25 protein-coding genes and 1 tRNA gene are annotated in these 26,699 nt (G+C 62.4%); 18 read left to right on the forward strand and 8 right to left on the reverse strand.

Annotated features, from left to right (window positions below; all coding sequences use genetic code 11):
• Nucleotides 1-4: 4 nt before the first annotated feature.
• Nucleotides 5-259 carry a hypothetical protein gene (locus P3T17_RS34345; RefSeq protein ID WP_074262607.1) on the reverse strand — a complete coding sequence of 85 codons (255 nt, stop codon included), beginning with the start codon at nucleotides 257-259 and terminating at the stop codon, nucleotides 5-7.
• Between the two features lie 193 nt (nucleotides 260-452).
• Between P3T17_RS34345 and P3T17_RS34350 the strand changes: the two genes are divergently transcribed.
• The 7 genes from P3T17_RS34350 (at nucleotide 453) to P3T17_RS34380 (ending at nucleotide 6,608) form a co-directional block, all read left to right on the forward strand.
• Nucleotides 453-1,160 (forward strand): response regulator transcription factor, encoded by a 708-nt coding sequence (locus tag P3T17_RS34350; protein ID WP_429411389.1) that lies wholly within the window; start codon nucleotides 453-455, stop codon nucleotides 1,158-1,160.
• Between the two features lie 65 nt (nucleotides 1,161-1,225).
• Entirely contained in the window at nucleotides 1,226-2,512 is a 1,287-nt protein-coding gene (gene hemA, locus P3T17_RS34355; RefSeq protein ID WP_429411391.1) for a glutamyl-tRNA reductase, read from the forward strand.
• Between the two features lie 125 nt (nucleotides 2,513-2,637).
• On the forward strand, nucleotides 2,638-3,720 hold the full coding sequence (gene prfA / locus P3T17_RS34360) for a peptide chain release factor 1 (RefSeq protein ID WP_074262609.1): 1,083 nt from the start codon (nucleotides 2,638-2,640) through the stop codon (nucleotides 3,718-3,720).
• 35 nt (nucleotides 3,721-3,755) lie between these two features.
• Complete coding sequence (gene prmC / locus P3T17_RS34365) at nucleotides 3,756-4,604, forward strand: peptide chain release factor N(5)-glutamine methyltransferase (RefSeq protein ID WP_429411393.1); 849 nt, start codon at nucleotides 3,756-3,758, stop codon at nucleotides 4,602-4,604.
• Nucleotides 4,605-4,711: 107 nt separating this feature from the next.
• A complete protein-coding gene (grxD, locus tag P3T17_RS34370) occupies nucleotides 4,712-5,023 on the forward strand; it encodes a Grx4 family monothiol glutaredoxin (RefSeq protein WP_074262611.1) in 312 nt (103 codons plus the stop codon).
• Between the two features lie 45 nt (nucleotides 5,024-5,068).
• The gene (locus P3T17_RS34375; RefSeq protein WP_429411395.1) at nucleotides 5,069-5,671 is read left to right on the forward strand and encodes a UbiX family flavin prenyltransferase; all 603 of its coding nucleotides are present in this window, start codon (nucleotides 5,069-5,071) and stop codon (nucleotides 5,669-5,671) included.
• Between the two features lie 151 nt (nucleotides 5,672-5,822).
• Nucleotides 5,823-6,608: a DODA-type extradiol aromatic ring-opening family dioxygenase gene (locus tag P3T17_RS34380; RefSeq protein ID WP_429411397.1), complete on the forward strand. Its 786-nt coding sequence runs from the start codon at nucleotides 5,823-5,825 to the stop codon at nucleotides 6,606-6,608.
• Nucleotides 6,609-7,132: 524 nt separating this feature from the next.
• On the opposite strand, the gene P3T17_RS34385 is transcribed toward P3T17_RS34380, so the two are convergent.
• Complete coding sequence (locus P3T17_RS34385; protein WP_074262614.1) at nucleotides 7,133-8,728, reverse strand: APC family permease; 1,596 nt, start codon at nucleotides 8,726-8,728, stop codon at nucleotides 7,133-7,135.
• A gap of 540 nt (nucleotides 8,729-9,268) precedes the next feature.
• Between P3T17_RS34385 and P3T17_RS34390 the strand changes: the two genes are divergently transcribed.
• Complete coding sequence (locus P3T17_RS34390) at nucleotides 9,269-9,472, forward strand: cold-shock protein (RefSeq protein WP_007180251.1); 204 nt, start codon at nucleotides 9,269-9,271, stop codon at nucleotides 9,470-9,472.
• 88 nt (nucleotides 9,473-9,560) lie between these two features.
• Here the strand turns inward: P3T17_RS34390 and P3T17_RS34395 are convergent, their stop codons facing one another.
• Entirely contained in the window at nucleotides 9,561-10,811 is a 1,251-nt protein-coding gene (locus P3T17_RS34395; RefSeq protein ID WP_429289341.1) for an Hsp70 family protein, read from the reverse strand.
• A 171-nt stretch (nucleotides 10,812-10,982) separates the two neighbouring features.
• Here P3T17_RS34395 and P3T17_RS34400 point away from each other — a divergent pair, with 171 nt between their 5' ends.
• Complete coding sequence (locus P3T17_RS34400; RefSeq protein ID WP_429411399.1) at nucleotides 10,983-12,455, forward strand: MFS transporter; 1,473 nt, start codon at nucleotides 10,983-10,985, stop codon at nucleotides 12,453-12,455.
• A 386-nt stretch (nucleotides 12,456-12,841) separates the two neighbouring features.
• The gene (locus P3T17_RS34405; protein ID WP_429411401.1) at nucleotides 12,842-13,156 is read left to right on the forward strand and encodes an H-NS histone family protein; all 315 of its coding nucleotides are present in this window, start codon (nucleotides 12,842-12,844) and stop codon (nucleotides 13,154-13,156) included.
• Between the two features lie 60 nt (nucleotides 13,157-13,216).
• On the opposite strand, the gene P3T17_RS34410 is transcribed toward P3T17_RS34405, so the two are convergent.
• Both P3T17_RS34410 and P3T17_RS34415 read right to left on the reverse strand, forming a co-directional pair.
• Nucleotides 13,217-13,810: a nitroreductase family protein gene (locus tag P3T17_RS34410; RefSeq protein ID WP_074262617.1), complete on the reverse strand. Its 594-nt coding sequence runs from the start codon at nucleotides 13,808-13,810 to the stop codon at nucleotides 13,217-13,219.
• A gap of 128 nt (nucleotides 13,811-13,938) precedes the next feature.
• Nucleotides 13,939-15,222: an MFS transporter gene (locus tag P3T17_RS34415; protein WP_429411403.1), complete on the reverse strand. Its 1,284-nt coding sequence runs from the start codon at nucleotides 15,220-15,222 to the stop codon at nucleotides 13,939-13,941.
• Between the two features lie 158 nt (nucleotides 15,223-15,380).
• Between P3T17_RS34415 and P3T17_RS34420 the strand changes: the two genes are divergently transcribed.
• Together P3T17_RS34420 and P3T17_RS34425 are read left to right on the forward strand one after the other, a co-directional pair.
• Nucleotides 15,381-16,025 (forward strand): TetR/AcrR family transcriptional regulator, encoded by a 645-nt coding sequence (locus tag P3T17_RS34420; RefSeq protein WP_429411405.1) that lies wholly within the window; start codon nucleotides 15,381-15,383, stop codon nucleotides 16,023-16,025.
• Between the two features lie 71 nt (nucleotides 16,026-16,096).
• A complete protein-coding gene (locus P3T17_RS34425) occupies nucleotides 16,097-16,669 on the forward strand; it encodes a DUF1415 domain-containing protein (RefSeq protein WP_429411407.1) in 573 nt (190 codons plus the stop codon).
• Nucleotides 16,670-16,782: 113 nt separating this feature from the next.
• Here P3T17_RS34425 and P3T17_RS34430 read toward each other — a convergent pair whose 3' ends face one another.
• Nucleotides 16,783-17,613, reverse strand: coding sequence for a class I SAM-dependent methyltransferase (locus tag P3T17_RS34430; RefSeq protein ID WP_429411409.1), 831 nt, complete (start codon nucleotides 17,611-17,613; stop codon nucleotides 16,783-16,785).
• 389 nt (nucleotides 17,614-18,002) lie between these two features.
• Between P3T17_RS34430 and P3T17_RS34435 the strand changes: the two genes are divergently transcribed.
• From P3T17_RS34435 to P3T17_RS34445, 3 genes are all read left to right on the forward strand, one after another.
• Nucleotides 18,003-18,323 carry a DNA-binding protein gene (locus P3T17_RS34435; RefSeq protein ID WP_074262622.1) on the forward strand — a complete coding sequence of 107 codons (321 nt, stop codon included), beginning with the start codon at nucleotides 18,003-18,005 and terminating at the stop codon, nucleotides 18,321-18,323.
• 504 nt (nucleotides 18,324-18,827) lie between these two features.
• A complete protein-coding gene (locus P3T17_RS34440; RefSeq protein WP_429411411.1) occupies nucleotides 18,828-20,114 on the forward strand; it encodes an MFS transporter in 1,287 nt (428 codons plus the stop codon).
• 151 nt (nucleotides 20,115-20,265) lie between these two features.
• The gene (locus P3T17_RS34445) at nucleotides 20,266-21,567 is read left to right on the forward strand and encodes a TIGR03862 family flavoprotein (protein WP_429411413.1); all 1,302 of its coding nucleotides are present in this window, start codon (nucleotides 20,266-20,268) and stop codon (nucleotides 21,565-21,567) included.
• A gap of 48 nt (nucleotides 21,568-21,615) precedes the next feature.
• On the opposite strand, the gene P3T17_RS34450 is transcribed toward P3T17_RS34445, so the two are convergent.
• Nucleotides 21,616-22,764, reverse strand: coding sequence for a methyltransferase (locus P3T17_RS34450; RefSeq protein WP_074262625.1), 1,149 nt, complete (start codon nucleotides 22,762-22,764; stop codon nucleotides 21,616-21,618).
• Nucleotides 22,765-22,892: 128 nt separating this feature from the next.
• Between P3T17_RS34450 and P3T17_RS34455 the strand changes: the two genes are divergently transcribed.
• Nucleotides 22,893-22,968 (forward strand) — tRNA-Thr (locus P3T17_RS34455).
• A 98-nt stretch (nucleotides 22,969-23,066) separates the two neighbouring features.
• On the opposite strand, the gene P3T17_RS34460 is transcribed toward P3T17_RS34455, so the two are convergent.
• Nucleotides 23,067-24,023 (reverse strand): LysR family transcriptional regulator, encoded by a 957-nt coding sequence (locus P3T17_RS34460; protein WP_429411415.1) that lies wholly within the window; start codon nucleotides 24,021-24,023, stop codon nucleotides 23,067-23,069.
• Between the two features lie 113 nt (nucleotides 24,024-24,136).
• Here P3T17_RS34460 and P3T17_RS34465 point away from each other — a divergent pair, with 113 nt between their 5' ends.
• Nucleotides 24,137-25,342: a M20 aminoacylase family protein gene (locus P3T17_RS34465; protein ID WP_429411417.1), complete on the forward strand. Its 1,206-nt coding sequence runs from the start codon at nucleotides 24,137-24,139 to the stop codon at nucleotides 25,340-25,342.
• A gap of 16 nt (nucleotides 25,343-25,358) precedes the next feature.
• Entirely contained in the window at nucleotides 25,359-26,651 is a 1,293-nt protein-coding gene (locus P3T17_RS34470; RefSeq protein ID WP_429411419.1) for an MFS transporter, read from the forward strand.
• Nucleotides 26,652-26,699 lie beyond the last annotated feature (48 nt).

The raw sequence follows: 26,699 nt of genomic DNA on the forward strand, positions 1-26,699 counted from the left end.
AAGTTCAGCGACGGGAGAACAAGCCGACCGTCACGGCAACGGCAATCAACGCAACAGCCGTACACACCGGCCATTCGAGCGTATCACCATCATGGAAGAGACCAGTCACGTTGCCGGCCAGGCTGGCGAACACTGCGCCCAGCACACCCATCAGCAACGCCACCCAGATACGTGCCCGACTCGCGCGCCGCAGCGGATGGAACCACCAGCCCGCAAGGCCGACGGCCACGCCCAGCAACACGATACCAGGCCAACCCATCAGTAGGGGACCTCACTCACTTTCGGACTCTTCCCATATGCGTAAAGCGTTCGGACAGCTAGCATTTTTCTCTCGTTAATTATAAAGGTCAGCACGGCGCTTCCCGCATAGCGGTCGAGTTTAGGGGCCGGGGTCACATTTAGGCAAGCCGAAAGGAATGCCGCCCACGCCCGCCACGCTGAAATCGCGTTCTATGCGAATCGCTCTCATCGAGCCTGACCCGCGCCACGCGGAACTGGTCGACCGGCTGATCTTCGCCGGCGGCCACGGCTGCCAACACTTCATCGCCAGCGAGCCGTTCCTGGCGCACGCGGCCAGCCAGTTCTTCGATCTCCTGTTGACCGATAGTTGGGCAGGCGACCGCTCTGCCGAAGATGTCATCCCTCGGGCGCGCAGCGTTCTGCCAGGCTTGCCGGTCATCATGCTGATGTCGGCGCCGCGCGAAAGTGAGATTGTCGCAGCACTTCATGCCGGCGCCGACGATTGTCTGGTTAAACCGGTACGTGGGCCGGAAATGCTAGCCCGTGTCGAGGCGCTGCTGCGACGCGCCGGACTGCGCCGTCCGCCCAACCGCCGGCTCGATGTGTTCGGCGGTTATGCATTCGACGCCGCGCACTTTACCGTTACATTCCTTGAACAGACAGTGGCACTAACCCCCAAGGAATTCCGTTTCGCGCTTCTACTGTTTATTAATGTGTCGCGGCCGGTATCGCGTGTGCACATTCTCGAAACGGTCTGGGGCCGCAGGCGTGACGTAAGATCGCGTACGCTCGACACGCACGCGTCGCGGGTGCGCACCAAACTGCAGTTGCGGCCTGAGCATGGCTATTTGCTGACCCCGCTCTACGGCTATGGTTACCAGCTCGACGCAGTCCCGCCGGAACGCGCCGTGGGAGCCTGAAGCGGCCGTAGAACTGAAAGAAATGCGAAAACGCTATAATATTGGGCTAAACCATAGTCCCGCACATGCAGCTTCTAACGATCGGAATCAATCACCACACCGCGCCCGTCGCCTTGCGCGAACGCGTGGCGTTTCCGCTCGAACAGATCAAACCTGCATTGGCAACCTTCAAGGACATCTGGCTCGGCCCCGCCGCCCGGAGCGCGCCTGAAGCAGCCATTCTCTCCACCTGCAACCGCACCGAGCTCTATTGCGCGACCGACGATCATGCGGTCCGCGAGGCAGCTATCCAGTGGTTTTCGCAGTATCACAAGCTGTCGGTCAGTGAACTGGCGCCGCACGTGTACGCACTGCCGCAGTCGGAAGCCGTGCGTCACGCGTTCCGGGTCGCGTCGGGGCTCGATTCGATGGTGCTGGGCGAGACGCAGATCGTCGGGCAAATGAAGGACGCCGTGCGCACGGCTTCGGAAGCCGGCGCCCTGGGCACCTATCTGAACCAGTTGTTCCAGCGCACCTTCGCGGTGGCGAAGGAAGTCCGCAGCACTACCGAAATCGGGGCGCAATCGGTTTCGATGGCAGCAGCAGCCGTGCGGCTCGCGCAGCGCATCTTCGACAAGGTGTCGAACCAGCGCGTGCTGTTCATCGGCGCGGGAGAAATGATCGAGCTGTGCGCGACGCACTTCGCGGCACAGCAGCCGCGCGAGTTGGTGGTGGCGAACCGCACCGCGGAGCGCGGCACGCGACTCGCCGAGCGCTTCAACGGCCGGGCCATCCCGCTATCTGAACTGCCCACGCGGATGCACGAGTTCGACATCATCGTCTCGTGTACTGCTTCCACGTTGCCGATCATCGGTCTGGGCGCGGTCGAGCGCGCGGTGAAAGCGCGCCGCCACCGGCCTATTTTCATGGTCGACCTGGCGGTGCCGCGTGACATCGAGCCGGAAGTCGGCAAGCTTCAGGACGTGTTCCTCTACACCGTCGACGATCTCGGCGCCATCGTGCGTGAAGGCAACGCCTCGCGTCAGGCGGCGGTCGCGCAGGCCGAAGCGATCATCGAAACCCGGGTGCAGAATTTCATGCAGTGGCTCGACGCGCGCAGCATCGTGCCGGTGATCCGTCATATGCATACGCAAGCGGATCTGCTGCGCCGGGCCGAAGTCGAACGCGCGCAAAAGGCGCTCGCGCGCGGCGAGGATCCGGCTGCCGTGATCGAGGCGCTGTCGCAGGCGCTGACCAACAAGCTGATCCATGGTCCGACGCACGCACTCAATCGCGCCAGCAGCGAGAATCGCGATAAGCTCATCGAACTGATGGGCGGTTTCTACAAACATTCCGGGTCTTCGGAACGTTAGCGGCGCTGCCGCCGCGCGCCGCCTCGCCATGTGAGTTCGCTTAGGCAGGCCGGCGCCAACCTCCAGGGCTTGCGCCCGCCTCCCCAGTTACGCCATCCTTTCCGGAGCCCGCTCCGTACCGTCCGATGAAAACGAGCATGCAAAGCAAGCTCGACCAGCTCACCACCCGGCTGGCCGAACTGAACGATCTGTTGAGCCGCGAGGACGTCACCTCGAATCTCGACCAATACCGCAAGCTGACGCGTGAACACGCCGAGCTCGGGCCGGTGGTCGAGCACTACGCGCTGTGGCGCCAGGCCAGCAACGACGCAATCACCGCGCAGGAACTGCTGGCGGACGCGGGAATGCGCGATTTCGCCGAAGAAGAGATCCGCGCGGCCCGCGAGCGGATGGAGCAACTCGGCGCCGAGCTGCAGAAAATGCTGCTGCCGAAAGACCCCAACGACGATCGCAACATCTTCCTCGAAATCCGCGCCGGCACGGGCGGCGACGAGTCTGCGCTGTTCGCGGGTGATCTGCTGCGGATGTATCTGCGCTTCGCCGAACGCAACCGTTGGCAGGTCGAAATGATGTCGGCCAGCGAATCGGATCTGGGCGGCTATAAGGAAGTGATCGTGCGTATCGCCGGGGAAGCGGCTTATTCGAAGCTCAAGTTCGAGTCTGGCGGCCACCGCGTGCAACGCGTTCCAGCGACTGAAACCCAAGGGCGCATCCACACTTCGGCATGTACGGTCGCGGTGATGCCGGAAGCCGATGAGATCGGCGAAGTGGAGATCAATCCAGCCGATCTGCGTATCGATACGTTCCGCGCGTCGGGTGCCGGCGGTCAGCACATCAACAAGACCGATTCGGCCGTGCGGGTGACCCACCTGCCGACCGGCATCGTCGTGGAGTGCCAGGACGATCGCTCGCAGCACAAGAACAAGGATCGCGCGCTGAAGGTGCTGGCCGCTCGTATCAAGGACAAGCAGTATCACGAGCAGCACGCCAAGGAAGCCGCGACCCGTAAGAGTCTGATCGGCTCGGGCGACCGCTCGGAGCGCATCCGTACCTACAACTTCCCCCAGGGGCGTCTCACCGATCACCGTATCAACCTGACACTGTACCGCCTCGAGTCGATCATGGACGGCGATCTCGACGAACTGATCGCCGCGCTGGTCAGCGAGCATCAGGCTGAGTTGCTGGCGTCGCTCGGCGATGCGGACTAAGCGCATTGGCTGGATGCGAAACCACCGCCATGCCCATGAATAACGTCGCCGCCCTGCTGCGCACCTCGGCTCTGCCGCCGCTCGAAGCGCGGATCCTGCTCGGGCACGCGCTCGGCTGGCGCCGCACCGAGTTGATCACGCGCAGCGACGAGCCGCTCGACGCCGAACCCGTGGCGCGTTTTCAGGCATTAGAGGCACGGCGTGTCGCCGGTGAACCGGTGGCGCAGCTGATCGGCGCGCGCGAATTCTTCGGGCTCGATTTCGAAGTGACGCCGGATGTGCTGATCCCGCGGCCGGAAACCGAACTGCTGGTCGAAACCGCGCTGGCAGCGCTGGACGGGATCGCGCGGCCGCGTATGCTCGATCTCGGCACGGGCACCGGCGCGATCGCAGTCGCCATCGCCTCGGTCAGGCCCGATGCGCAGGTCTGGGCCGTCGACCGTTCAGGTGAAGCGTTGGCCGTCGCCGCTCGCAATGCCGCCCGGCTGCTGGACGCGGCGCGCCCCGGCGGCCCTGTGCAGCTAGTGCGCAGCGACTGGTACGATGCGCTCGAGCGCGCGCTGCGCTTTGACGTGATCGTTAGTAATCCACCGTATATTGCCAGCGGCGACCCGCATCTGACGGAAGGCGACTTGCGCTTCGAACCGCGCGGTGCCTTGACCGATGAGGCGGACGGCCTCAGCGCGATCCGCGCCATCATCGCCGGCGCGCACACTCGCTTCGACGAACAACGCGGCGGCGTGCTTTGGCTCGAACACGGCTACGATCAGGCCGCAGCCGTGCGCATGCTGCTGGTTCAAGCCGGTTTCGCAGCCGTGCGCTCGGAATGCGATCTTGCCGGGATCGAACGCATCAGCGGCGGCGAGTGGCGAGCGGGCGTATAAACGAAGATTGCGCGAGATCCGCGCCAACACCGCCGTCAGCCCGTCGCAACGAAATCCGCTATCATTTCACTCTATCTCCACCACATTCCGGAACCGCAAGGTCAGCCATGGATACGCAACAACGCATCAAGCAAATCGTCGACGACAACGCCGTCGTGCTCTTCATGAAGGGCACCGCGCAGTTTCCGATGTGCGGCTTTTCGGGCCGCGCCATCCAGATCCTGAAGGCCTGCGGCGTCGACGCGCCCAAGACCGTTAACGTCCTCGAGGACGACGAAGTGCGCCAGGGCATCAAGGAATTCTCCAACTGGCCGACCATTCCCCAGCTCTACGTGAAGGGCGAGTTCATCGGCGGCTCGGACATCATGATGGAGATGTATCAGAACGGCGAACTGCAGCAGCTGTTTGCTGCAGCCTGATCGCCGCCTGCCGTTTCAGAAGCTGAACCTCAGGTGCCGCCAGCCATGGAAACACGCGCTGCGGCGCCTCGCCGGCTGATCATCGCGATCACCGGCGCGACCGGCGCCGTCTACGGCATCCGGTTGCTTGAAACGCTGCGCAGGTTGGGCGGCGTGGAATCCCATCTGCTGATTTCCAGCGCCGGCTGGCTTAATATCCAGCACGAACTCCAGTTAAGCAAAGAAGACGTGCATCCGCTGGCGGATGTCGTCCATTCGGTGCGCGACGTGGGTGCGAGCATTGCATCCGGCTCGTTCTCGACCGACGGCATGATCGTCGCGCCCTGCTCCATGAAGACGCTAGCGAGCATCGCCCACGGTCTCTCGGACAACCTGATCACCCGCGCCGCCGACGTTACGCTCAAGGAACGACGCCGCCTCGTGCTGATGGTGCGCGAAACGCCGCTAAACCTCGCGCATCTGCGCAATATGACCGCCGTCACCGAGATGGGCGGCGTGATCTTTCCGCCGCTGCCGGCCTTCTATAACCAGCCTGCCTCGATCGACGAGATGGTCGATCACACGGTAGCGCGCGTGCTGGATCTTTTTGCGCTGGGGCCTTCGCTTTCGCCCGCCTGGGTGGGGCTGCGTAACTCGCAAGCGGAATAGCTCATCTGCGGCGCGGCATGCGGGAAGCGTGCCGATTGACAACCCGCGCGACGCAATCAAATCCGGATTCACCCGTTTATCAAACGGGAGTGCGGCCTTATATTGGTAGCAACCCAACTTACGAGCCGCACTTGCTGCGGACTTCGCTGCCATGAACCGTATGCCGTCGCTTTTCCTGTCCCACGGCGCGCCAACGTTGCCGATCGACCCTTCGATGCCGTCTGCCGAGTTCGGCACGCTGTCGGCCCAGTTGCCTCGTCCGGAGGCCATCCTGATGCTGTCGGCCCACTGGGGCACCGCTCAACCGCTGGCGAGCACCGCTGAGCATCCAGAGACAATCCACGATTTCTACGGCTTTCCGCGTCAGTTATACGATATCCAGTACCCCGCGCCGGGCGCGCCGGATATCGCACGACGCGCCGCCGCGCTGCTCAATGAGCACGGCCTGCTCGCCGATACGCAGTCGCACGGCCTCGATCACGGCGCCTGGGTACCGATGCTGCTGATGTTTCCGAACGCCGACGTCCCGGTGGCGCAGTTGTCGATCCAGCCGCACATGGACGCCACCCACCACTTCCGACTCGGCCGCGCGCTGCGGGCGCTGAGGGACGAGGGCGTGATGGTGACAGGCTCTGGCCAGATCACGCACAATCTGCGCGCCGCCGATTTCTCCGCGCGCCCGGAAGACGCTGATCCGCGCGTGACCGAATTCACCGACTGGTTCGAAACGAAGCTGGCCGGGCACGATATCGACGCGCTGCTCGACTATCGCCGCCAGGCGCCGCACGCCACGTATATGCACCCAACCGACGAGCACCTGTTGCCGGTATTCGCTGCGCTCGGCGCGGCAGATGACGACTACACGCTCGCGATCCAGTCGCTCGGGACGTTCCAGAAGTCGCTGGCGATGACGAACTACGTATTCGGCACGGCGTAAGCGTCAATGCGGCACGGCGTAAGCGTCGATGCGCCGCGCCGGCCACGCCGAATAGTAAAAGCCCGTCTGAGGAGACTCAGCTATCCGGACTACAACGGTGTCGGGTTTTTGGGCTAATTAGCGCTGAGACCCGCGTCCTGGAGGGATTGCGGGTCTTTTTCTTGCCGGCAATATCGGGCTGGGCGAGCGCCGTTCGAAGCAAATTGCCTCGCAATCAATGGCTTGCTGTGCATCAGATCCAAGACAATTGCTTCCTTAAAATGAAGCAATTATGAGAAATTTGATGCCATATAGTGAAGCGTATCGGCACCCCGTGCTTTCGCATGGCCAAGGCCCGTATAGGCTTTCAATGCGCCTAAAAAAGCGAGCCTCCGAAGAGGCTCGCCGTAATCGCCAACCAGGCCTGCCCGTTCGCCAACACCTCTGTGGTACGAGCAGGAAACTCAGGCGGCTTTTTTGTCCCGGAATCCCGCGGCGGGCAACACAACCGCAGCATTCAGACCGGCATCAAGCAGCGCGGACGATCAATGCGCGCCCATCCCTTCGAGCACTTCGTCGTGGACATCGCGCTCATCGAGGTAGTCGGTGCGATAACCGGTGTGCACGCCCCAGTAATAGAAAATCAGCGCGAAGACGATCACGGTCAGCATGTCCCAGCCATACGGCAGAACGTCGTGACCGCCGAACTGCTTGCTGCCGATCAACGAAAGCACCGCCATCACCGGCAGGTACGCCACCAGCCACCATGCCGCCTTCAGATCGCGCTCGTAGCCGCTGAAGCCTGACTTCGCCTGGAAGTAGAAGTACACCGGCAGCGCGACGATCATCAGCAGGATGATTTCGCCGGTCAGCGGCCACTTCGCCCAGTACAGCACCAGCGATGCGCAAACGAACGCAAACGGCGCAATGATCTTCATGCCCGGGATATGCAGCGGACGATCCAGATCCGTCGCCGCGCGGCGCAGTGCCATCAGGCTGATCGGGCCCGTCAGGTACGAAATCACGGTCGCAACCGAAATCACTGCCGCGAGCGAACTCCAGCCGCGGAAGAAGAACAGGAAGATGAACGAAACCAGCAGGTTGAACCACATCGCCTGACGCGGCACGCCGTAGATAGGGTGCACGTTGCCGAACATCTTCGGCATCGTGTTGTTGCGCTCCATGGCGTAGATCATGCGGCTCGTCGTCGCCATATAGGTCGTACCTGTGCCGCTCGGGCTGACGAACGCATCGACGTACAGCAGGAACGCCAGCCAGTTGAGGTTCAGTGCAAGCGCCAGTTCAGCGAACGGCGACGCGAAGCTGAAGTGGCTCCAGCCCTTCATCACGTCAGCCGGGTTTACCGCGCCGATATAGGCAATCTGCAGCAGCACATAGATCACCAGTGCCAGCAGGATCGAGCCGATCACCGCGAACGGCACGCTCTTCGCCGGGTTGCGCGCTTCGCCCGCGAGGTTGATCGGGCTCTGGAAGCCGTTGAACGCGAACACGATACCGCTCGTCGCCACCGCCGTGAACACTGCCGACCAGCCATACGGCGCAAACGTGCTCGCCTCGCCGAAGTTCTCGTGATGGAAACCTGCCGCCATCAGACCAGCGATCGTTGCCGCGGGAATCACGAACTTGAAGATCGTGATAGTCGTATTAGCGCGTGCAAACAGCTTCACGCCCCAATAATTGAGCATGAAATAGATAATCACGAGGATCGCAGAGAGCAATAACCCATTCGTGGTTAATGACCCATTCACGAACAATGCATGAGCCCATGGATATGGCCATGTGCTCATGTATTGAATCGACGCTTCGGCTTCGATTGGAATCACCGACACGATCGCGATCCAGTTAGCCCATGCGCTAACAAAACCGACCAGCGCGCCGTGCGAATAGCGCGCGTAACGCACCATGCCGCCCGACTCCGGGAACATCGCGCCAAGTTCAGCATAGGTGAGTGCGATCGCCAGAATCACCACCGCGCCGATTATCCAGGCGCAGATCGCTGCGGGGCCTGCAATTTTTGCCGCCTTCCACGCACCGAACAGCCAGCCCGATCCGATGATCGAGCCGAGGCCGGTCAGCATCAGCGCGAACGGGCCAATGTTCCGTTGAATAGAACTTTTCACGTCTTCTCCTATTGTCGACCAGAGTAGGCGCTTTAGCGCCTACTCTGGCCCCATGCAACTTGTTGCGGTCGACCGGAGTAAGCGCGCTTCAGCGCTCACTCCGGTCCCATGCGAATGCGGTCAGGTCAAAACATGTCGGCACCGCGGCAATGCTTTGACGCTGGAGACGGGGTGACGGGCATGATGGGCGCAGGCTTATACCTGGGATCAGGTGCAACCCTGGCGCGGCGCGTAGTTTAACGGTTGCACCGAAAGAATGCAGGCGAAGCTAGGGTTATCCCTAGCGAGAAATTAAGGGGAGCGCAAGTTTCGTAAGCGCCCGTCGCGCCTGGCCCTAAAACCTTGTAAAGATGTGCTGAGAGTGTTGACCTTCTCTCGAAATCGCCGTATAACGTTCGGGCAGGATTTCAAGCGGCGAGTGAATTGGTCTTTCGTAGTTCGCCCATCAACGGTACTCCGGTTGGTCCCATTACCCCCTTCCTTGATTTTCATGCACCCAACGGGCTTCGGCCTTATCTACCATCTTTAGGAACAAGTAATATGGAAACCGGTACCGTCAAGTGGTTCAATGACGCAAAGGGCTTCGGCTTCATCACTCCCGACGGCGGCGGTGAAGATCTGTTCGCGCATTTCTCGGAAATCCGCACGGAAGGCTTCAAGACGCTGCAAGAAAACCAAAAGGTTACGTTTGAAGTGAAGACGGGCCCGAAGGGCAAGCAAGCAGCTAACATCAAGCCGGTGTAAGCGCACGCTTCCTTCTGGACGCAAAGAAAAAACCCCGCCAAGGCGGGGTTTTTTTACGTCTGTCGGTAATACGCGTGACGACCGGCGTTTATCCGAATAGCCGCCGCGCGTGAATGCCAAGGCCCGTGGCCACGCTGGCGAGGCGATCGCCGAATACCGGCCGGGCGTCCGGAAAGGCCGCGGACAGCGCGCTGGAGAGAAATGCCAAACCCGTTGAACCGCCGGTGAAGTAAATCGCGCCCACGTTGCGCGGCGCCACGCCGGCCGCCTGCACGGTATCGCGCGCGGCCTGCACGATACGCAGCGTCTCGTCGTGCCCCGCCTTGATGAGCTGCGTTTCGTCGAAGGCGAGGCGCAGGTCGTCTTCCACCAGCTCCAGATCGATCATCGTCTCGCCGCCGGCCGCAACGCCGATCTTCGCCTCTTCCGCGTGCGCCGCCAGGGCATGCCCCAGACGCCGGTCGACGACCCGTGTGAGGCGGTCATGGTGCTTCACGTCAGTGAACAGGTGCCGCATCAGCGTCAGTTCGCTGACCCGCTTGGGCCCGTAGACGGTGTTGATCAGGTGCCACGTGGCAAGGTCGAAGTAAATGCGGTTCGGAATCTCGCGTCCTTCCGGATCGAGCGTCTGATAACCCAGTTCGCGCAGAATGGTGGCAAGTTCGACACGGCGGTCGAAGTCCGTGCCCGCCACGTGCACGCCGTGATGCGCCAGCACGTCGTCCTTGCGTTCGACCCGCTTCATGCGATCCGGCCCGACCCGCACCAGCGAGAAGTCAGACGTGCCCCCGCCGATGTCGGCCACCAGCACGAGCCCCTCTTCGGTCAGATGCGACTCATAATCGAACGCCGCGGCGATCGGCTCGTACTGGAAATGAATCTCCCGCAGGCCCACCGAACGCGCCGCCGCCTCCAGTTGCTGTTGCGCAAGCTGGTCGGCGCGCGGATCATCGTCGACGAAGAACACCGGGCGGCCCAGCACCGCGCGGCTGATTGAGCTACCGGCGCTGGCTTCCGCGGAGCGCTTCAGGTGATCGACGAAGATCGCGATGACCTCGGTGTATTTGATCGCCGAGCCGTCGCCGAGGTCGGTCGAGTTTTCCGCCAGTGCCGAGCCGAGAATGCTTTTCATCGAGCGCATCAGGCGGCCGTCGAAGCCGTCTATATACGCTTCGAGCGCCGCGCGGCCGAAGTCGCGGGTGTTTTCGTCCGTATTGAAGAACACTGCAGTGGGCAGCGTCGTGTAGGCACCTTCGACCGGCGCAAGCCGCAGCGCCGCGCCGTCGGGCACGGCGACGGCCGAATTCGATGTGCCAAAGTCAATCGCGCAATAGGTCATGGCAGTAAATCGCCGCTCACGGCTGGCGCGGACAGAAAGTGGACCGGCTTTGTATCACGAAAGCGCGGCGGGTATCAACCGGGTCCCTACGGACGGGTTCAACGGAACGGAAATTGCTCATTGGCGAAGGATACGCCATTCAAATTACCCCATACGTGGAGACTTGCCGCAATGACCGAGCCTGTCAGCGCCGCAGTGCAGGAAAAACCGCGCAACGTGATCGAAACCGATCTGCCGTCGCGCCTCGATCGTCTGCCTTGGGGTCAGTTTCATTCCCTGATCGTGGTCGCGTTGGGCATCACCTGGCTGCTCGACGGGCTCGAAGTGACGCTGGCCGGCGCCGTCGCCAGCGCGCTGAAGACAAGTCCAACGCTGCACTTTACCAACAGCGACGTAGGTCTGGCCGGAAGTGCCTATATCGCGGGCGCCGTGCTCGGTGCGCTCGGCTTCGGCTGGCTCACTGACCGGCTTGGCCGGCGCAAGCTGTTCTTCATCACGCTCGCGCTGTATCTGACAGCTACCGCGGCCACTGCGCTGTCGTGGAATCTGGTGAGCTTCCTGTTGTTTCGCTTTCTGACTGGCGCGGGAATCGGCGGCGAATACACGGCGATCAATTCGACGATCCAGGAATTCACGCCGGCGCGTGTACGCGGCTGGACCGACCTCGGCATCAACGGGACATTCTGGGTGGGCGCGGGAATCGGCGCGGCCGGCTCGCTCGTGTTGCTCGATCCACATCTGCTACCCGCCGACTGGGGCTGGCGCGCGTGCTTTTTAATCGGCGCGGTGCTCGCGCTCGCGATTCTGCCGATGCGCGTCTGGGTGCCGGAAAGCCCGCGCTGGCTGCTCACACACGGTGAAGCGCCGGAAGCCACCACGATCGTCGAGAACATTGAAGCGCGCTTCCGCCGCGCCGGACATCCGCCGATGGACGAGCCGCTCACCCGCTTGCGTCTGCGCACGCGTGACCACACGCCGCTTGGCGAAGTCTTCCACGCGCTCTTTACGGTGCATCGGCGCCGCGCGCTGGTGGGCCTTTCGTTGATGACCGCGCAGGCGTTTTTCTACAACGCGATTTTCTTCACCTATGCGCTCGTGCTCACGGATTTCTACCACGTGCCGGGCGATCATATCGGCTGGTATCTGCTGCCGTTTGCGCTCGGAAATTTTCTCGGACCGCTGCTACTGGGGCGCCTGTTCGATGTGATCGGCCGCCGCAAGATGATTTTCACGACGTATGCGCTCTCGGGCATTTTGCTGACGCTCAGCGGCTATCTGTTCGAACACAATCTGCTCACTGTCACCACGCAGACGATTGCGTGGATGGTGATTTTCTTCTTCGCTTCCGCGGCAGCGAGCTCGGCTTATCTGACGGTGAGCGAATCGTTTCCGCTGGAAATTCGCGCATTGGCCATTGCCGTGTTCTACTCATTCGGCACGGCGCTAGGCGGCGTTGCTGGGCCGGCATTCTTCGGACGACTGATCGATACGCATCAGCGCAGCGCGGTGTTTACCGGCTATCTGGTCGGCTCGGCACTGATGATCGGCGCAGCGGTGGTGGCCGCAATCTGGGGCGTCGATGCGGAGCGCAAGTCGCTCGAAAACGTGGCCACTCCGTTGTCGGCGGTGACAGACAACGAGTGAGCGCGGTGCGTCTCTAGCACATTCAACTTTGCCTTGTCTGTCCGCACATCACGTTGAAGCTGGCGAGCGCAGTTTCGCGCAACATAAACATCTACCCCACTGTCCCGCACATAAGGACAGTGCATTGTCGGTCTCGCCAGTATTCGCGATCCACCATTACAGATACTGTTCAACCATGCGCTCGCTGAGTCCGCGCTGGCTCAACGGTCGCTCCAGGACCGGCTTGTCTCCCTCGCGGTTCCCCGACCAGCAGAGGCCGGTCCTGCTTCACCAGCGCGCCACGCGCGCTGGTGCTTTTTCTTTCAACGGCACGCGGCGGCCTCAACGGCAGCATTGAATGCCGCGGGTCGACCGCAATCATTCTTTCGCACTTAAAGGACCGTCCGATGGTGTCTTACCAGGAGCTGCTCAGGCAGCGCCTCCAGCTCGAAGCCGATATTGCCGCGGCGCGTGCAGCGGAGAGGCGAGCCGTCATCGCACAAATTCGCCGGTTGATGTGCGAGTACCGGCTCACCACACGCGATGTATTGCCTGCGCGCGCAAGCCGGCGCGCGCGCCTGCAGCAAGGCCCCGCGCTCTATCAGGACCCGGTAAGCGGCGCACTCTGGTCGGGACGCGGCCGGCCGCCGCGTTGGCTGCAAGGCAAGGAGCGCGATCTATACCGCGTGAGCGGCGGGTCGGGCGAAACTGTGTCCGAATGAAAAAACGCGCGGTCTTGCGGACCGCGCGTTTCCTGTCTTTCCGAGCAATTCTCCAGCGTCTTAGAACGCCTTCTTCCATGCACCGCTATATGCGATCTCGCCCAGCGGAAAACGCGTGCGCACCGACTTCTCGCGCTCGCGCAGCACCGGGTCGAGCTTCTCGACTTCGCCGAAATGGCCAAGCGAAATCATCGCGATCACCTCGACGTCGTCGGGAATCGCAAACGCCTTGCGGAATGCGTTGACGTCGAAACCGCTCATCTGGTGCGCAGCGAGACCTAGCGCGTGAGCCTGCAATACCAGCGCCATCGCGGCCGCGCCCGCATCGTACGGAGCGCAACGGTTCACTTCACCCTTGTTGGTGAGCGTATGCGCGGTCACGGCGATCAGCACCGGCGCCGGCGCATTCCAGCCCTGATTGAACGGCACCAGCGTGGCGAAGGCGCGCTTGAATGAGACTTCATCGCTGCTGCGATCGAACACAATGAAACGCCACGGTTGGCCGTTGTACGACGAAGGCGCCCAGCGGGCCGCTTCAAGAACCGCATGCAGGTGCTCACGGCTGATCGGCTCGCTCGAATAGGCGCGCGGACTCCAGCGACCTGCGATCAGTTCGTGAATGGGAACTGCGGTTGGGGCGGGTTTGTTGGTCATGCGCTTCTCTCAGTCGAAATTCATGATCGACGGGCGGCTGCCCGGGGCACATAGAATAACCGGGCTTCGCCGTGAGCGCTTCAAAACGGACTGGTAAAACGTATTCGAGAACGCGGTGGCCCCGACGCCTACACCGGCTGTGGCGACGCTCTCCGCTCGCCGCGGTTGATGCGCAGCACGATCACCGAGGCGACGAGGCACAAGCCACCCGATATCATCGACGCCACCGTGTAAGTGCCGAGGCTCGAGCGCAGCATGCCCGCGCCCAGCGCCGCGAACGCCGCGCCGAGCTGGTGGCCGGCCACCACCCAGCCGAACACGACCGGCGCTGCTTCCTTGCCGTAGACATCGGTCGCAAGACGTACGGTGGGCGGCACGGTCGCGATCCAGTCGAGTCCATAGAAAACCGCGAACAGCGGCAAACCAAAAAAGTCGATGCCGAAAGCATGCGGCAAATACATCAACGACAATCCGCGCAGCCCGTAATACCAGAACAGCAGCACCCGGCTATTGAAGCGATCCGACAGCCAGCCCGACAGCGTCGTACCGAACAGATCGAAGATGCCCATGGCGGCGAGCAGCGACGCGCCCTGCACTTCGGAGAGGCCATAGTCACCGCACATGGCGATCAGGTGGGTGCCGACGTAGCCGTTGGTACTCGCCCCGCAAATAAAGAAGCTGAAAAACAGCAGCCAGAAATCGCGCGTCTTGCTTGCCATCGCGAGCGTGCCGAAAGCGATTGCCAGTGGATTCTGCTTCGACAGTTGGGTGTTGATGGGCGAGTCGGCCGGTTCGCCGAACGGGCGCAGCGTCAGATCGGCCGGACGCTCGGGCAACAGGAAAGCCACCAGCGGCAGCACGATCGCCGCCGCGCCCGCCACCACCCAGACCACCGGGCGCCAGCCATGATGCTCGGCAATCGCCGCGAGTAGCGGCAGGAACACCAGTTGGCCGGTGGCCGAACTGGCGGTGAGGATGCCCATCACGAGCCCGCGATGCGTCGTGAACCAGCGGTTCACCACCGTGGCGGACAAAGACAGCGCCGCCACGCCAGTCGAGCCGCCCACCATCACGCCCCAGATCAGGATCATCTGCCACGGATGCGTCATCAGCGACGACAGCGCCACACCGCTCGCCAACGTGGCGAGTGCGATCAGCACGGTTGGGCGCACGCCGAAACGTTGCATCGCCGCCGCCGCGAACGGCCCCATCAGGCCGTACAGCGCGATATTCACCGAAATCGCCAGCGAAATGGTTGCCCGGCTCCAGCCGAACTGATGCTCGAGCGGCACCATCATCACGCTTGGCGTGGCGCGCGTTCCCGCCGCAGCCAGCAACACCAGAAACACCACCGCCACGGTCAACCAACCGTAATGGAAGCGGCCGCCAATCATTCTCGCTGCCCAGTTCATCGGATCTCCAGTCGGCTCGCCGTTCGTCGAACGCAGCCGGCTCGTGTTTTGTTACGCGTTTTGTAAAGGACTTGTGACAGATCAGTCACAATGGTGTTGCGATACTAGTGACCGGTCGGTAACATGTCAAGCTATCCATTACCGAACGTAGGGTCACCATGTCCCAGAGCACTGCATCAGCACCGGCCAAGTCCGCCCGTCGCACCCGCACGCAGACTGCAGGGCCGCAGGCGCAGGAGCATCTGCTGAAAGCCGCCGGCGAACTGTTCTATCGGGAGGGTGTGCGGGCGGTGGGGGTCGACGCCATCGTCGAGCGGGCCGGCGTCAACAAGATGAGTCTATACCGCCAGTTTTCGTCGAAGGACGACCTGGTGCTGGGCTACCTGGAGCGCCAGGATACGCGGTTTTTCAGCTACGTCGAGAAGAGCTTCGCGCAGCATCCCGGCGAACCGGCCAGGCAGCTTTTGCAGTACTTCGAAGATCTGGTCGTGCGCGCATCGGTCGAAGATTATCGCGGGTGTCCGTTTGTGAATGTCGCGGTGGAGTTTCCGGATGCATCGCATGCTGCCCGGCAATTTGTCGCTGGCAACAAGGCGCGTCTGATGGCGCGCATTACTGAGCTTGCCGTCGAGGCCGGCGCCGACGACCCAGAAGCACTTGCCAATGGGCTAGGACTGCTGATCGAAGGAGTGTATGCGGCAAGCCAGACCTACGGCCCGGGCTGCGGGCCGATTCAGGCCGCGCCGCGAGTGGCGTCGCAGTTGATTGCCGCAGCTTGTGCGACACCCGCCGCGAAGCTGTAAGCAGGCGTCAGAAGGCGCGGGCCACAATCACCGCGGCCGGTAAAATGAGGCTTTCAGCCCGCCGCTCTGCCATGTCGCCGTCTTCCTCCTTCGATTCCCACGACGCCATCCTCGCCGCCACCCGTCACTGGCTGACCCGAGCCGTTATTGGCCTGAACCTCTGTCCGTTCGCCAAGGCCGTGCACGTCAAGAACCAGATTCGCTACGCGATCAGCGAAGCGACGGATCTCGAAGGGGTCCTGATCGATCTTGAGATGGAATTGAAGACGCTTGTTGAGGCCGATCCCGCCGAAATCGACACGACGCTGCTGATCCTTCCGCAAGCACTTGCCGATTTCCTCGAATACAACGACTGTCTGTTTTTCGCGGACCGGATGCTCAAGCAGTTGCGCCTCGCAGGCGAACTGCAGATTGCGAGTTTTCACCCGCAGTACCAGTTCGAAGGAAGCGAAGCGGACGACATCGAGAACTATACGAACCGCGCACCCTATCCGGTCCTGCACCTGCTGCGCGAGGCGAGCATCGAACGGGCGGTGGAGGCGTTTCCCGACGCCGAAGCGATCTACGAGCGCAATCAGGAAACCCTGCGCCGGCTTGGGCTGGCCGGCTGGGAAAAATGGATGAGCGAGCCGGCAGGTGAGTGAACGGCAAACCAGCAGCAAATAAGCCCTAATTCCGCAGTGAATGGCCAATGAGCGGCAAACAGGCAGCGAACACGCGACGCGGTTTCGCACCCCTTCCGCCCCTCAAGTCCCGCTCACGCCTCCACAAAAAACCGCTCGCGCAACTCCGCCAGCCCGAGCGTTTCCATCACCTCATTGAGCCGCTCCGTTGGACGGCGGCGCGGCAAGTCCTTGTACTGGGCGATGATCAGTTCGTTCTTCATCGAATGCTCCCAGCCCACGAGTTCGGTCACGCTCACCTGATAGCCGTGCGCCTCGAGCTGCAGACAGCGCAGCACGTTGGTGATCTGGCTGCCGAACTCCCGCGTATGCAGCGGATGGCGCCAGATTTCCGTCAAGGCGTTGCCGAGCGACCTGCTCTTGTTCTGACGCAGCACTCCCGCCACTTCGGCCTGACAGCAGGGCACCACCACGATGTACTTCGCATGCTTTTCCAGCGCGAAGCGAATCGCATCGTCGGTCGCCGTGTTGCACGCGTGCAGCGCCGTAACGATATCGATCTGCGGCGGCAACCGGGCCGACGAAATTGATTCGGCCACCGACAGATTCAGGAACGACATGCCTTTGAAGCCGAGCCGCGTAGCCAGCGCCTCGGAACTCGTCACGAGTTCTTCACGCGTTTCAATGCCGTAAATGTGCGAATTATCCCGATGCTCCTTGAAAAACAGGTCATACAGGATAAAACCAAGGTAGGACTTCCCCGCACCATGATCGACGAGGGTCAGGTCACCCTGGGTTTCTTTCAGATCTTTCAGCAACGGCTCGATGAACTGGAACAGGTGATAGACCTGTTTCAGCTTGCGACGGCTGTCCTGATTCATTTTGCCGTCGCGCGTGAGGATGTGCAGTTCCTTTAGCAGTTCGACAGATTGGTTGGGACGAATTTCGTGAGTTTTGCTGGACATCGTACGGACCATCGTCGATTACACGGCGAACGTGCGACAGGCGACGGAAAAAGAGAGAAGTTGCTGCCAGTTTACCCAAACCGCGGCAGATCTACCGATTCAAGGCCGCCAAGCGTGCGCGAAACGCGTATTCCTGGAACACTTCCTGCTCTGAAAAGGGGGCAGGAAGCGCACTAGACAGGACGCGAAACGCGTAGAAAGCGAAGCATGCAGCCCAAGCCCCGTGGCAGGCCGCATTTAGAACAACGACACACTACCGGCTGCCAGATCGATCAGGCGAACCGTACACGTGTGGGGAGGTCGGACCGGAACACTGGTCCGGACGTTACGTAACCTGCAGTGCGCCGCGATGTTAACCGGAAGCGCGCTCAGACGATATTGAGGCGGCAATGGATACGATACCCAACGGCAACGCCGAACAGAAATTCCAGGAAATGTTGACCAAACTATTGGCAACGCCAACCTGGTCCGAGAAACAGCAGATCGAACTCGAAATGGCGCGTGACATTTCGGTTGAGATGCTGCGCCTCGCCGAGTTGATGCGTGATGGCACCGTCGACATGGAAACCTGTCTGACGATGCTCAAGTACGCGAAGGTACTCGACTTCGTGATGACCACGCTCGCGTCCCGGCGCGATATCAAGCCGCAGACGCTGCGGGTGATTTTCAAGCTCGCCGGGCTGAAGGTCGACGAGGAGTATCCGGGGTGAGACGCCCGGCGCGGTACAGATAAACCGAAGAGCAAAGGCGTCGACACGCTTTCAAGGGCCGCATTGCGCAGCGATAAGGCGCGGCGGCCCTTTGCTTGACGCTTTAGCCGGTCCGAAAGCGCACCCACACCTGCTTCAGAAATGCTGCGACGCAGCAGCAATGTCCGCAACGAAATGCGAGCTTCGCGCGCTTCGAGAATCGCGTCATGCTCCTTGAACGCCACCTTCTATGGGTCGCCGGTTCTCTTCCTCATCATTCGCTCAAACATCAAGCGTAGCCCTCCACCGGCATTGCTTTCGCAGTGCCCGCGCATGCGTCCCAGCCTGACGCACGCCCGAGAGGTTGCTTGACCAGTCTTGCAAGCGCCTCCATTATCGGCAACTGCACACGCAGTTCCGCCTGCAGAGTGGGACGCACACGACAGAAGCGCCGCAGGCACGGCATCGCAGCGGAGCTGCAGGATCTACACGACGGATGCCGCCCCTCACGGAGGAGACGTTGTTATGAGAAAAATGCGTTGGGTTGTGATCTTTCTGTGCTTTCTGGCCATTGCGGTGAACTACGTCGATCGGGCGAATCTCGCGGTCGCCGCGCCGCAGATCGAAAAGGCGCTCGGCATCGGGCCGGCCCAGATGGGTCTCATCCTCAGTGGTTTCTTCTGGACGTATGCGTTCATGCAGATGCCGTTCGGCTGGTTTGTCGACCGGGTCGGCGCCCGTATCGCGCTGCCGCTGGCAGTAGGCTGGTGGTCGGTGTTCACGGCCGCCACGTCGGTAGCGGGCAGCGTCAGTGCGATGTTCGGCTGCCGGCTGATGCTCGGCATCGGCGAGGCGGGTGCGTATCCGTCCTGCGCCAAGCTGGTCGCGCAGTGGTTCAAGCCAGCGCAGCGGGCAATCGCCACCAGCATCTTCGATAGCGGCTCGCGAGTCGGTTCCGCACTGTCGATTCCGCTCGTTGCGTTGATCATCAGCACCGCGGGCTGGAAGGCCTCGTTCGTCATCACGGGCCTGCTTGGCGCGGTGTGGATCGTCGGCTGGCTGGTGATCTACCGCAGCCCCGCCCACGGCGACATGACCGGCCCCACTGACGTCCCGCTACAGCGTCAGCCACGCGCCGGCGAACCGCACGCGAGCTGGGCGTCGCTGTTCCGCCATCGCACGGTGTGGGGCATGATGCTCGGCTTCTTCTGCCTGAACTTCGTGATCTATTTCTTCATCACGTGGTTTCCGAGCTATCTCGTGCAGACGCGCGGCTTCTCGCTCAAATCGCTGGGCACGCTCGGGACGATTCCGGCATTGATGTCGATTCCCAGCGGCTGGCTGGGCGGTTATGTTTCCGACGCGCTCTACCGGCGCGGCTGGAGCCTCACCGCATCGCGCAAGACGTGCATGGTGGGCGGCATGCTGATGTCGTCGGTGATCACGCTGTCGGCCTTCACATCGAATATCTATCTGATGCTGGCGTGCTTCGGCGTCGCGTACGGCAGTCTCGCGTTTGCCGCCGCGAGTATCTGGTCGCTGCCCGCGGATGTGGCCCCCACGCCGAACCATGTTGCGTCGCTCAGCGGCATTCAGAATTTCGCCTCGAACCTGGCCGGGATCGTCATCACCACGTTTACCGGCGTGATGGTCGCGTTGACCAAAGGCTCATTCACGATTCCGCTGATCGTCGCAGGTGGATTCTGCTTTTTGGGCGCGTTTAGCTATCTGGTGATCGTGGACCGGGTCGAGCCGCTGCCCACCAGGCACGATGGGCATCACGATGCCGAGACCGCGCGCTCGCCGGTCTAGGTCGAGCACGACAGGGCTCTGGATACGAAGTCGCCGCGGGTTTGCCCGCAAGCGGCTCGCGGTGTGAAAATAGAGGGCTTTGCGCGGCCAGACGTGGCAAGCTGGCCGCGCGCACCGCTTTCTCCCTCACGCTCTCACCCGAATGCACCCCATGTCCAACCTGCCCGATTCCGCTCGTGTCGCCGTGATTGGCGGCGGCCCCGCCGGGCTGATGGCCGCCGAGGCGTTAGCTTCGGGAGGCGTGCAGATCGACGTGTACGACGCGATGCCGTCGGTGGGACGCAAGTTCCTGATGGCAGGCAAAGGTGGGATGAACATCACGCATTCCGAGCCGCTTGACGCGTTCCTCGGACGCTACGGCGCACGGCGTGAACAGATCGCAGCGCTACTGGACATGTTCGGGCCGGACGCATTACGCGCGTGGCTTCATAAGTTGGGCGTCGAAACGTTCGTCGGCAGTTCAGGCCGCGTGTTTCCTACCGATATGAAAGCGGCGCCGATGCTTCGCGCCTGGCTGCATCGCCTGAGGGAATCGGGCGTGCGGTTTCACATGCGGCATAAGTGGGTGGGATGGGATGCGTCGGACGGCGCAGGTGACGAGGGCACACGGAACACTGAACGCGGAAACTCCCCGCAGCAAACGCTTCTCTTCATGACGCCCACGGGCGAGCAGCAGGTGCGCGCGGACGCCGTGATATTCGCGCTGGGTGGCGGAAGCTGGCCGCGCCTCGGCTCAGATGCCGCATGGGTGCCGTTGATGACGGCGCGCGACGTGCCCGTTGCACCACTCCTCCCCGCCAACTGCGGCTTCGATGCAAACTGGAGCGACTACTTCCGCGAGCGTTTCGCGGGACAGCCAGTGAAACCCGTGTCAATCACGTTGATCGACAAAGACGGCAACGCCCAGCATCGGCAAGGCGAGTTCGTCGTCACCGAAACGGGTATTGAGGGAAGTTTGGTGTACGCGCTGTCGGCAGCGATCCGCGAGCGGATCCTGACGGATGGCGAGGTGACGATCATGCTCGATCTCGCTCCCGCGCTCACCGCGCAACGCGTGCTCGACGAAGTCACCCGCCCGCGCGGCTCACGCTCGATGTCGACCCATCTCCAGAGCCGCATCGGCCTGGGCGGAGTCAAACTCGGCCTGCTGCATGAAGCGCTGTCGAAGGAGGCGTTCGCCGACACGGCGCTGCTCGCTCAGACGATCAAGGCACTGCCGCTGACACTCGTACGCCCACGGCCGATTGAGGAAGCCATCAGCAGCGCCGGAGGTGTGCCGTTTGAGGCACTGGATGCGCGTCTGATGATCGGACATGTGCCGGGGGCGTTCTGTGCCGGTGAAATGCTCGACTGGGAAGCGCCGACCGGCGGGTACCTGCTGACCGCGTGCTTCGCAAGCGGTTTGGCCGCGGGACGCGGGGCGCTGGCTTATCTGGCTGGCACCAGACGCTGAACCAAGGCACCCTTCGCCGCCCCCTGTTCGCTCGCGGATTGTCGGCCCCTAGCGCGCCTTCAACCGCCACAGCGACGTCACTTCTGCCACGCGTGCGGCGTGCAGCGGATCGGTCTCATCCGACGACTTCGGATGCCGAGGCCGAATATCTTCCCGACCGATCACCGTAAGCCCAGCCTTGTCGATCGCTTCGAGCAAAAACTCGCGCGTGCGCAGACCAAGATGCTCAGCGAAATCCGACAGGATCAACCAGCCCTCCCCACCGGGCGACAGATGGTCCGCCAGCCCGTTCAGGAAGCCGAGCAGCATACGGCTGTCGTTGTCGTAGATTGCGTATTCGATCGGCGACGCCGGCCGCGCCGGCACCCACGGCGGGTTACAGACCACGAGCGGCGCACGGCCTTCGGGGAACAGATCGGCCTCAACCACTTCAACCTGCTGGGTATAACCGAGACGTGTGAGATTCTCGCGTGCACACGCCAGCGCCCGCGGGTCCTGATCCGTGGCGACGATCTTCTTCACACCGCGTTTGGCCAGCAGCGCAGCGAGCACACCCGTGCCCGTGCCGATATCGAATGCCTTGTTCAGTGAAGGCAACGGCGTACGCGCAACCAGATCGATGTACTCACCACGCACCGGCGAAAACACGCCGTAGTGCGGATGAATGCGCTCGCCAAGCAGCGCAATCTCCACGCCCTTCTTGCGCCATTCGTGAGCGCCGATCAGACCCAGCAGTTCGCGCAGCGAAACCACCGACGGCTCATCAGTCGACGGACCATACGTCTCCGCACAGGCCAGCGCCACTTCCGGCGCACGGCGCAGGGGAATGGCGTAGCTGGCGTCGAGCGGAATCAGTAGCATGCCGAGCGTACGCGCACGTTGCGACTGTGCCTGGCGGTGAAAATTAAAGGCGTCGATCAGCGTCTCAGCCTGCTTGCGCGGCTTGCGTTCGACGCGGCGCGTCACCGCCTGCAAAAGCTGGCGGGCGTTCTGGAAATCGCCTTGCCACAGAAGCGCTGTACCTTCGCATGCGAGGCGATAGGCGGTGTCAGCGGTGGTGCGGTCATCTGCGACGACGACGCGTCTGGGCGGTGGCACCGCTGCTTCGGAGCGCCAGCGCGCGGAGCGCGGGCCGTCGGCCTCGGGCCAGGTGATGGTCGGGGGTTCGGTGGGGTGCGGCGTAGGGTGTTGGGTCATTGAGAAAGGTGGGAATCCGATATGACAGGGACATCGGATAGACGTACATGGTAACTGATGGACCGGCGGGATGCGGCGCGCCTGGTAGCAGTATGCTTCTTCTTGGCTTATAATAGCGCGCTGCTTTCGCCCCCTTAGCTCATTTGGTAGAGCACTTGACTTGTAATCATGAGGTGGTCTGTTCGAATCAGACAGGGGGCACCAGATAAGACGACGGGCTACGCGATGTTTGCGTAGCCCGTTTTGTTTTGGCTTTTGCGGCCGAAATGGCGCGTAGGCAGTTCGTCTCAAAACCGGCTGCGTCAGCCAGCCTTCGCTCCCGCGGCCGCCCCGTGCCGCTGCATCGCCTTGACAAGCTGCGTCCAGAGAAACTCGGCAGCGGGAGACAGCCGCCGCCCGACCCGCCGTATCACCTGACTGCCAAACTCCCGCGCGATCGGATGATCGATCTCGAGCGCGACGAGTTTCCCGGCGTCCAGATACTGCCGCGCCGCATCCGTCGACATAAACGCCACACCCAGCCCCGCCGCAGCGATTGCCTGCGCCGCCGAAAACAGGTCGCAGCGATAAGCCGGCGTCAGATTCAGCCGCTCCGCGCGGATCAGGGAGTCGAGATACTGCTGAACGCCAAAGCGCGCCTGCATGAAGATCAGCCGCTGACCGGCCAGTCGTTCGATGCGGATTCGCCGCTCGCCCGCCAGCGCGTGCTGCGGACTGACGAGCGCGCACAACGGCGCGGCGCGGAAAGTTCGCGCCCCAATGGCCGGATCGCTGCCGCCGCCCGCGCATAGACCAAGATCCACCTCGTCATTACGAACCATCGCGATGATCTCCGAGGTGGACCCGGCACGCAGGTCCACCACGATGTCCGGGAACTGCAGGCTGAATGCCTCGAGCACTGTGGCAAGCAGCTTCTCCACGAAACCCTCGCCAATGCCGATCTCGAGCCGTCCCCGCCGCAAACCCCGGTAGTCCTCCAGTTGCGCCAGCATCTCGGCATCGCGCCGCGCGCTTTCGCGGAAATGCTCGACCAGGCTGAGGCCAATCTCCGTGAGCGTCACGCGCCGGCCGCGCCGTTCGAGCAACGCCACCCCATGCACACGCTCAAGCTGCGCCACCTGACGGCTGATAACCGAACCGTTGATGGACAAAGCGTCCGCGGCCGCCCGCACGCCGCCGTGCACCTCGATTTCGTGGAGATAGCGCAGACTGCGCGTGCTGAGCACGGTATCCGGCAGCGCTTCGGTGTCGCTCGACATAGCCTCATCCGTTGACATTGAAGTCAACATTATCGACCGTAAAACGTCATTGATCGGGCCTTTTTGCGGCGAAATACTGCCTTCATCCCTCACTTACGGGCAAGCTAAAAACCATGGCAGACATTGCGACTTTCTGTTCCCTCGACGACACCCGCGATCTGCGCGAAGAACTGAGCGGTATCCGCCACCATCTTCATCGCCACCCGGAACTAGCCTATCAGGAGTTCAAGACTTCGGACTTCGTTGCACAGAGCCTGGAAAGCTGGGGCTATGCCGTCACGCGCGGCCTGGGCGGCACGGGCATGGTGGCGACGCTCAAGGCCGGTACGGGTTCGCGCGCGGTCGCCGTACGCGCCGACATGGACGCTCTGCCGATCAACGAGGAGACCGGCCTGCCCTACGCCAGCAGCGAGCCAGGCCGGATGCACGCATGCGGCCACGATGGCCATACGACGATGCTGCTCGGCGCAGCCCGTCATCTGGCCCGCACGCGCCACTTCGACGGCACGGTGCATCTGGTGTTTCAACCCGCCGAAGAAATCGGCGCGGACAGCGGCGCCAAACGCATGATCGAAGACGGCCTGTTCGAGCGCTTTCCGTGCGACGCGATCTTCGGCTTGCACAATCATCCTGGTTATCCGACCGGGACCTTCATGTTCCGCAGCGGTCCGTTCATGGCGGCGTGCGACACGGTCGAGATGGTGATTCACGGGCGCGGCGGCCATGCAGCGCGGCCTCAGTTGGCGGTCGACCCAGTCGTGATTGGCGCTGCACTCGTGTTCGCGCTGCAGACTGTCGTGTCACGCAGCGTCGATCCGATGCAGGCCGCCGTGGTCACGGTCGGTGCCTTCAATGCAGGGCACGCGGCGAACGTGATCCCCGAAACAGCGCGTCTGCAGATCAGCGTGCGCTCGTTCGACGCCGAGGTACGCAAGCTGCTCGAGACGCGCATCCGCGCGCTCGCGCAAGCGCATGCAGACGCTTATGGCGCCCGCATCGAAGTTGACTACGTGCCGGGCTACCCGGTCGTCGTCAATAGCGCACCGGAGACCGAGCTTGCCCTGCAGGTCGCGCGCGAACTGGTGGGCGAGGCACGCGTGGTCGACGGTTTCGGCCCTATCGCGGGCAGCGAGGACTTCGCCTACTACCTGCAGGAAAAGCCGGGCTGTTTCCTGCGCCTGGGCAACGGGGAAGGCGCGCCGATGCTGCACAACGCCTCATACGACTTCAACGACGACAACCTCACGGTGGGCGCGGCTTACTGGACGCGGCTCGTCGAGCGATTCCTGGCCGGAACCGCGGCCGTGCACAAACCCTGAGCGCAGGTAAATCACCATGTCAGCCAAACCCGTCGGGACGTCCGCCGTGCCCCCCATTTCGACACCTGTGTCGCAAGGCAAGATCGTCGTGGCTGCGGTCATCGGCAATCTGCTCGAATTTTTCGACTTCACCGTCTACAGCTTCTTTGCGCTAACGATCGCCAAGCTCTTCTTCCCCGCACACGATCCGGTCGTCTCGACGTTGCTTGCGCTGTCGGCCTTCGCGATCGGCTTTGTCGCGCGGCCGGTGGGCGGCTTCGTGCTCGGGCACTACGCAGACAAACACGGACGCCGCGCTGCGCTCACGTTGACCATCTTCCTGATGGCGGTGGGGTCCGCGATGATCGGCCTCGCACCCGGCTACGCAACGATCGGTCTCGCCGCCCCCGCGTTGATCGTGTTCGCCCGGCTGCTGCAGGGCTTCGCGCAGGGCGGTGAGTTCGGCGCCGCGACGGCGACCTTGCTGGAGACCGGTTCAGCCAAGGGCCGCGGCTTCCGGGCAAGCTGGCAACTGGCTAGCCAGGGCGCGGCCGCGCTGCTCGGCTCCGGCATGGCCGCGTTGCTCAACTACCAGCTCACCAGCACCCAACTGCTCGACTGGGGATGGCGCGTGCCGTTTTTGCTCGGCGTCCTGATCATGCCGGTGGGCGTTTATCTGCGCCGGCATATCGTCGAAGAGCCACCTTCGGCCGCCAAGGCAAAAGGCGCGAGCATCGAGCCGGGACTCGTGCGCAAATGGTTTCTGACCGTATTCGCGATCATGGGCATGACTGTCGCGACCTACGTTTTGATGTACTACGTCCCCACCTACTCGATCCAGTATCTCGGACTGCCGCCGAAGCTTTCCATGCTGGTGTCGATCGGCGCGGCGTGCTCGTCACTAACCTTGTGCCCGTTGTGGGGCTTGCTCTCCGACAAGATGCAGCGCCGCAAGCCGCTCACCATCATTGGCCGGATCATGTTGATCGCGTTGCTGTACCCGGCCTTCTGGCTGATGAACCACTTTCCGTCGCTGCCCGTTGTGTTCGGCCTGATCGTGCTCCTGATGATTTTCTACACGATGGGATCGGCGCCGGCATATGCGCTGATGCCCGAGAACTTCCCGAAGCATGTGCGCGCCGGATATCTGGCCAGCGCCTATGCGGTCGCCGTGTCGGTGTTCGGCGGGACGGCCCAGCTGGTGGTGGCGTGGCTGATCAAGGCAACGGGCAATACGCTTGCCCCAGCCTGGTACATGATTGCTTGCGTGATCGTTTCGCTTGTCGCCGTTTCGATGCTAGAAGAAACGGGGGGCCGCGAACTGGCCTGAGGAAGCTGCGGTGTATCCAGCATGACCGGCTTGCTGGATACGCCCACA

This window comes from Paraburkholderia sp. GAS82 (assembly GCF_050436285.1).
GTDB lineage: Bacteria > Pseudomonadota > Gammaproteobacteria > Burkholderiales > Burkholderiaceae > Paraburkholderia > Paraburkholderia phenazinium_B.

Coding starts and splice junctions, on each gene's coding strand:
- P3T17_RS34345 (WP_074262607.1), bottom strand. CDS start 259: ATGGGTTGGCCTGGTATCGTGTTGCTGGGCGTGGCCGTCGGCCTTGCG.
- prfA (WP_074262609.1), top strand. CDS start 2,638: ATGAAAACGAGCATGCAAAGCAAGCTCGACCAGCTCACCACCCGGCTG.
- P3T17_RS34380 (WP_429411397.1), top strand. CDS start 5,823: ATGAACCGTATGCCGTCGCTTTTCCTGTCCCACGGCGCGCCAACGTTG.
- P3T17_RS34425 (WP_429411407.1), top strand. CDS start 16,097: ATGTCGCCGTCTTCCTCCTTCGATTCCCACGACGCCATCCTCGCCGCC.
- P3T17_RS34460 (WP_429411415.1), bottom strand. CDS start 24,023: ATGTCGAGCGACACCGAAGCGCTGCCGGATACCGTGCTCAGCACGCGC.
- P3T17_RS34465 (WP_429411417.1), top strand. CDS start 24,137: ATGGCAGACATTGCGACTTTCTGTTCCCTCGACGACACCCGCGATCTG.
- P3T17_RS34415 (WP_429411403.1), bottom strand. CDS start 15,222: ATGAACTGGGCAGCGAGAATGATTGGCGGCCGCTTCCATTACGGTTGG.
- hemA (WP_429411391.1), top strand. CDS start 1,226: ATGCAGCTTCTAACGATCGGAATCAATCACCACACCGCGCCCGTCGCC.
- P3T17_RS34420 (WP_429411405.1), top strand. CDS start 15,381: ATGTCCCAGAGCACTGCATCAGCACCGGCCAAGTCCGCCCGTCGCACC.
- P3T17_RS34435 (WP_074262622.1), top strand. CDS start 18,003: ATGGATACGATACCCAACGGCAACGCCGAACAGAAATTCCAGGAAATG.
- P3T17_RS34470 (WP_429411419.1), top strand. CDS start 25,359: ATGTCAGCCAAACCCGTCGGGACGTCCGCCGTGCCCCCCATTTCGACA.
- P3T17_RS34405 (WP_429411401.1), top strand. CDS start 12,842: ATGGTGTCTTACCAGGAGCTGCTCAGGCAGCGCCTCCAGCTCGAAGCC.
- P3T17_RS34440 (WP_429411411.1), top strand. CDS start 18,828: ATGAGAAAAATGCGTTGGGTTGTGATCTTTCTGTGCTTTCTGGCCATT.
- P3T17_RS34430 (WP_429411409.1), bottom strand. CDS start 17,613: ATGTCCAGCAAAACTCACGAAATTCGTCCCAACCAATCTGTCGAACTG.
- P3T17_RS34395 (WP_429289341.1), bottom strand. CDS start 10,811: ATGACCTATTGCGCGATTGACTTTGGCACATCGAATTCGGCCGTCGCC.
- P3T17_RS34400 (WP_429411399.1), top strand. CDS start 10,983: ATGACCGAGCCTGTCAGCGCCGCAGTGCAGGAAAAACCGCGCAACGTG.
- P3T17_RS34450 (WP_074262625.1), bottom strand. CDS start 22,764: ATGACCCAACACCCTACGCCGCACCCCACCGAACCCCCGACCATCACC.
- prmC (WP_429411393.1), top strand. CDS start 3,756: ATGAATAACGTCGCCGCCCTGCTGCGCACCTCGGCTCTGCCGCCGCTC.
- P3T17_RS34350 (WP_429411389.1), top strand. CDS start 453: ATGCGAATCGCTCTCATCGAGCCTGACCCGCGCCACGCGGAACTGGTC.
- P3T17_RS34375 (WP_429411395.1), top strand. CDS start 5,069: ATGGAAACACGCGCTGCGGCGCCTCGCCGGCTGATCATCGCGATCACC.
- P3T17_RS34410 (WP_074262617.1), bottom strand. CDS start 13,810: ATGACCAACAAACCCGCCCCAACCGCAGTTCCCATTCACGAACTGATC.
- grxD (WP_074262611.1), top strand. CDS start 4,712: ATGGATACGCAACAACGCATCAAGCAAATCGTCGACGACAACGCCGTC.
- P3T17_RS34445 (WP_429411413.1), top strand. CDS start 20,266: ATGTCCAACCTGCCCGATTCCGCTCGTGTCGCCGTGATTGGCGGCGGC.
- P3T17_RS34390 (WP_007180251.1), top strand. CDS start 9,269: ATGGAAACCGGTACCGTCAAGTGGTTCAATGACGCAAAGGGCTTCGGC.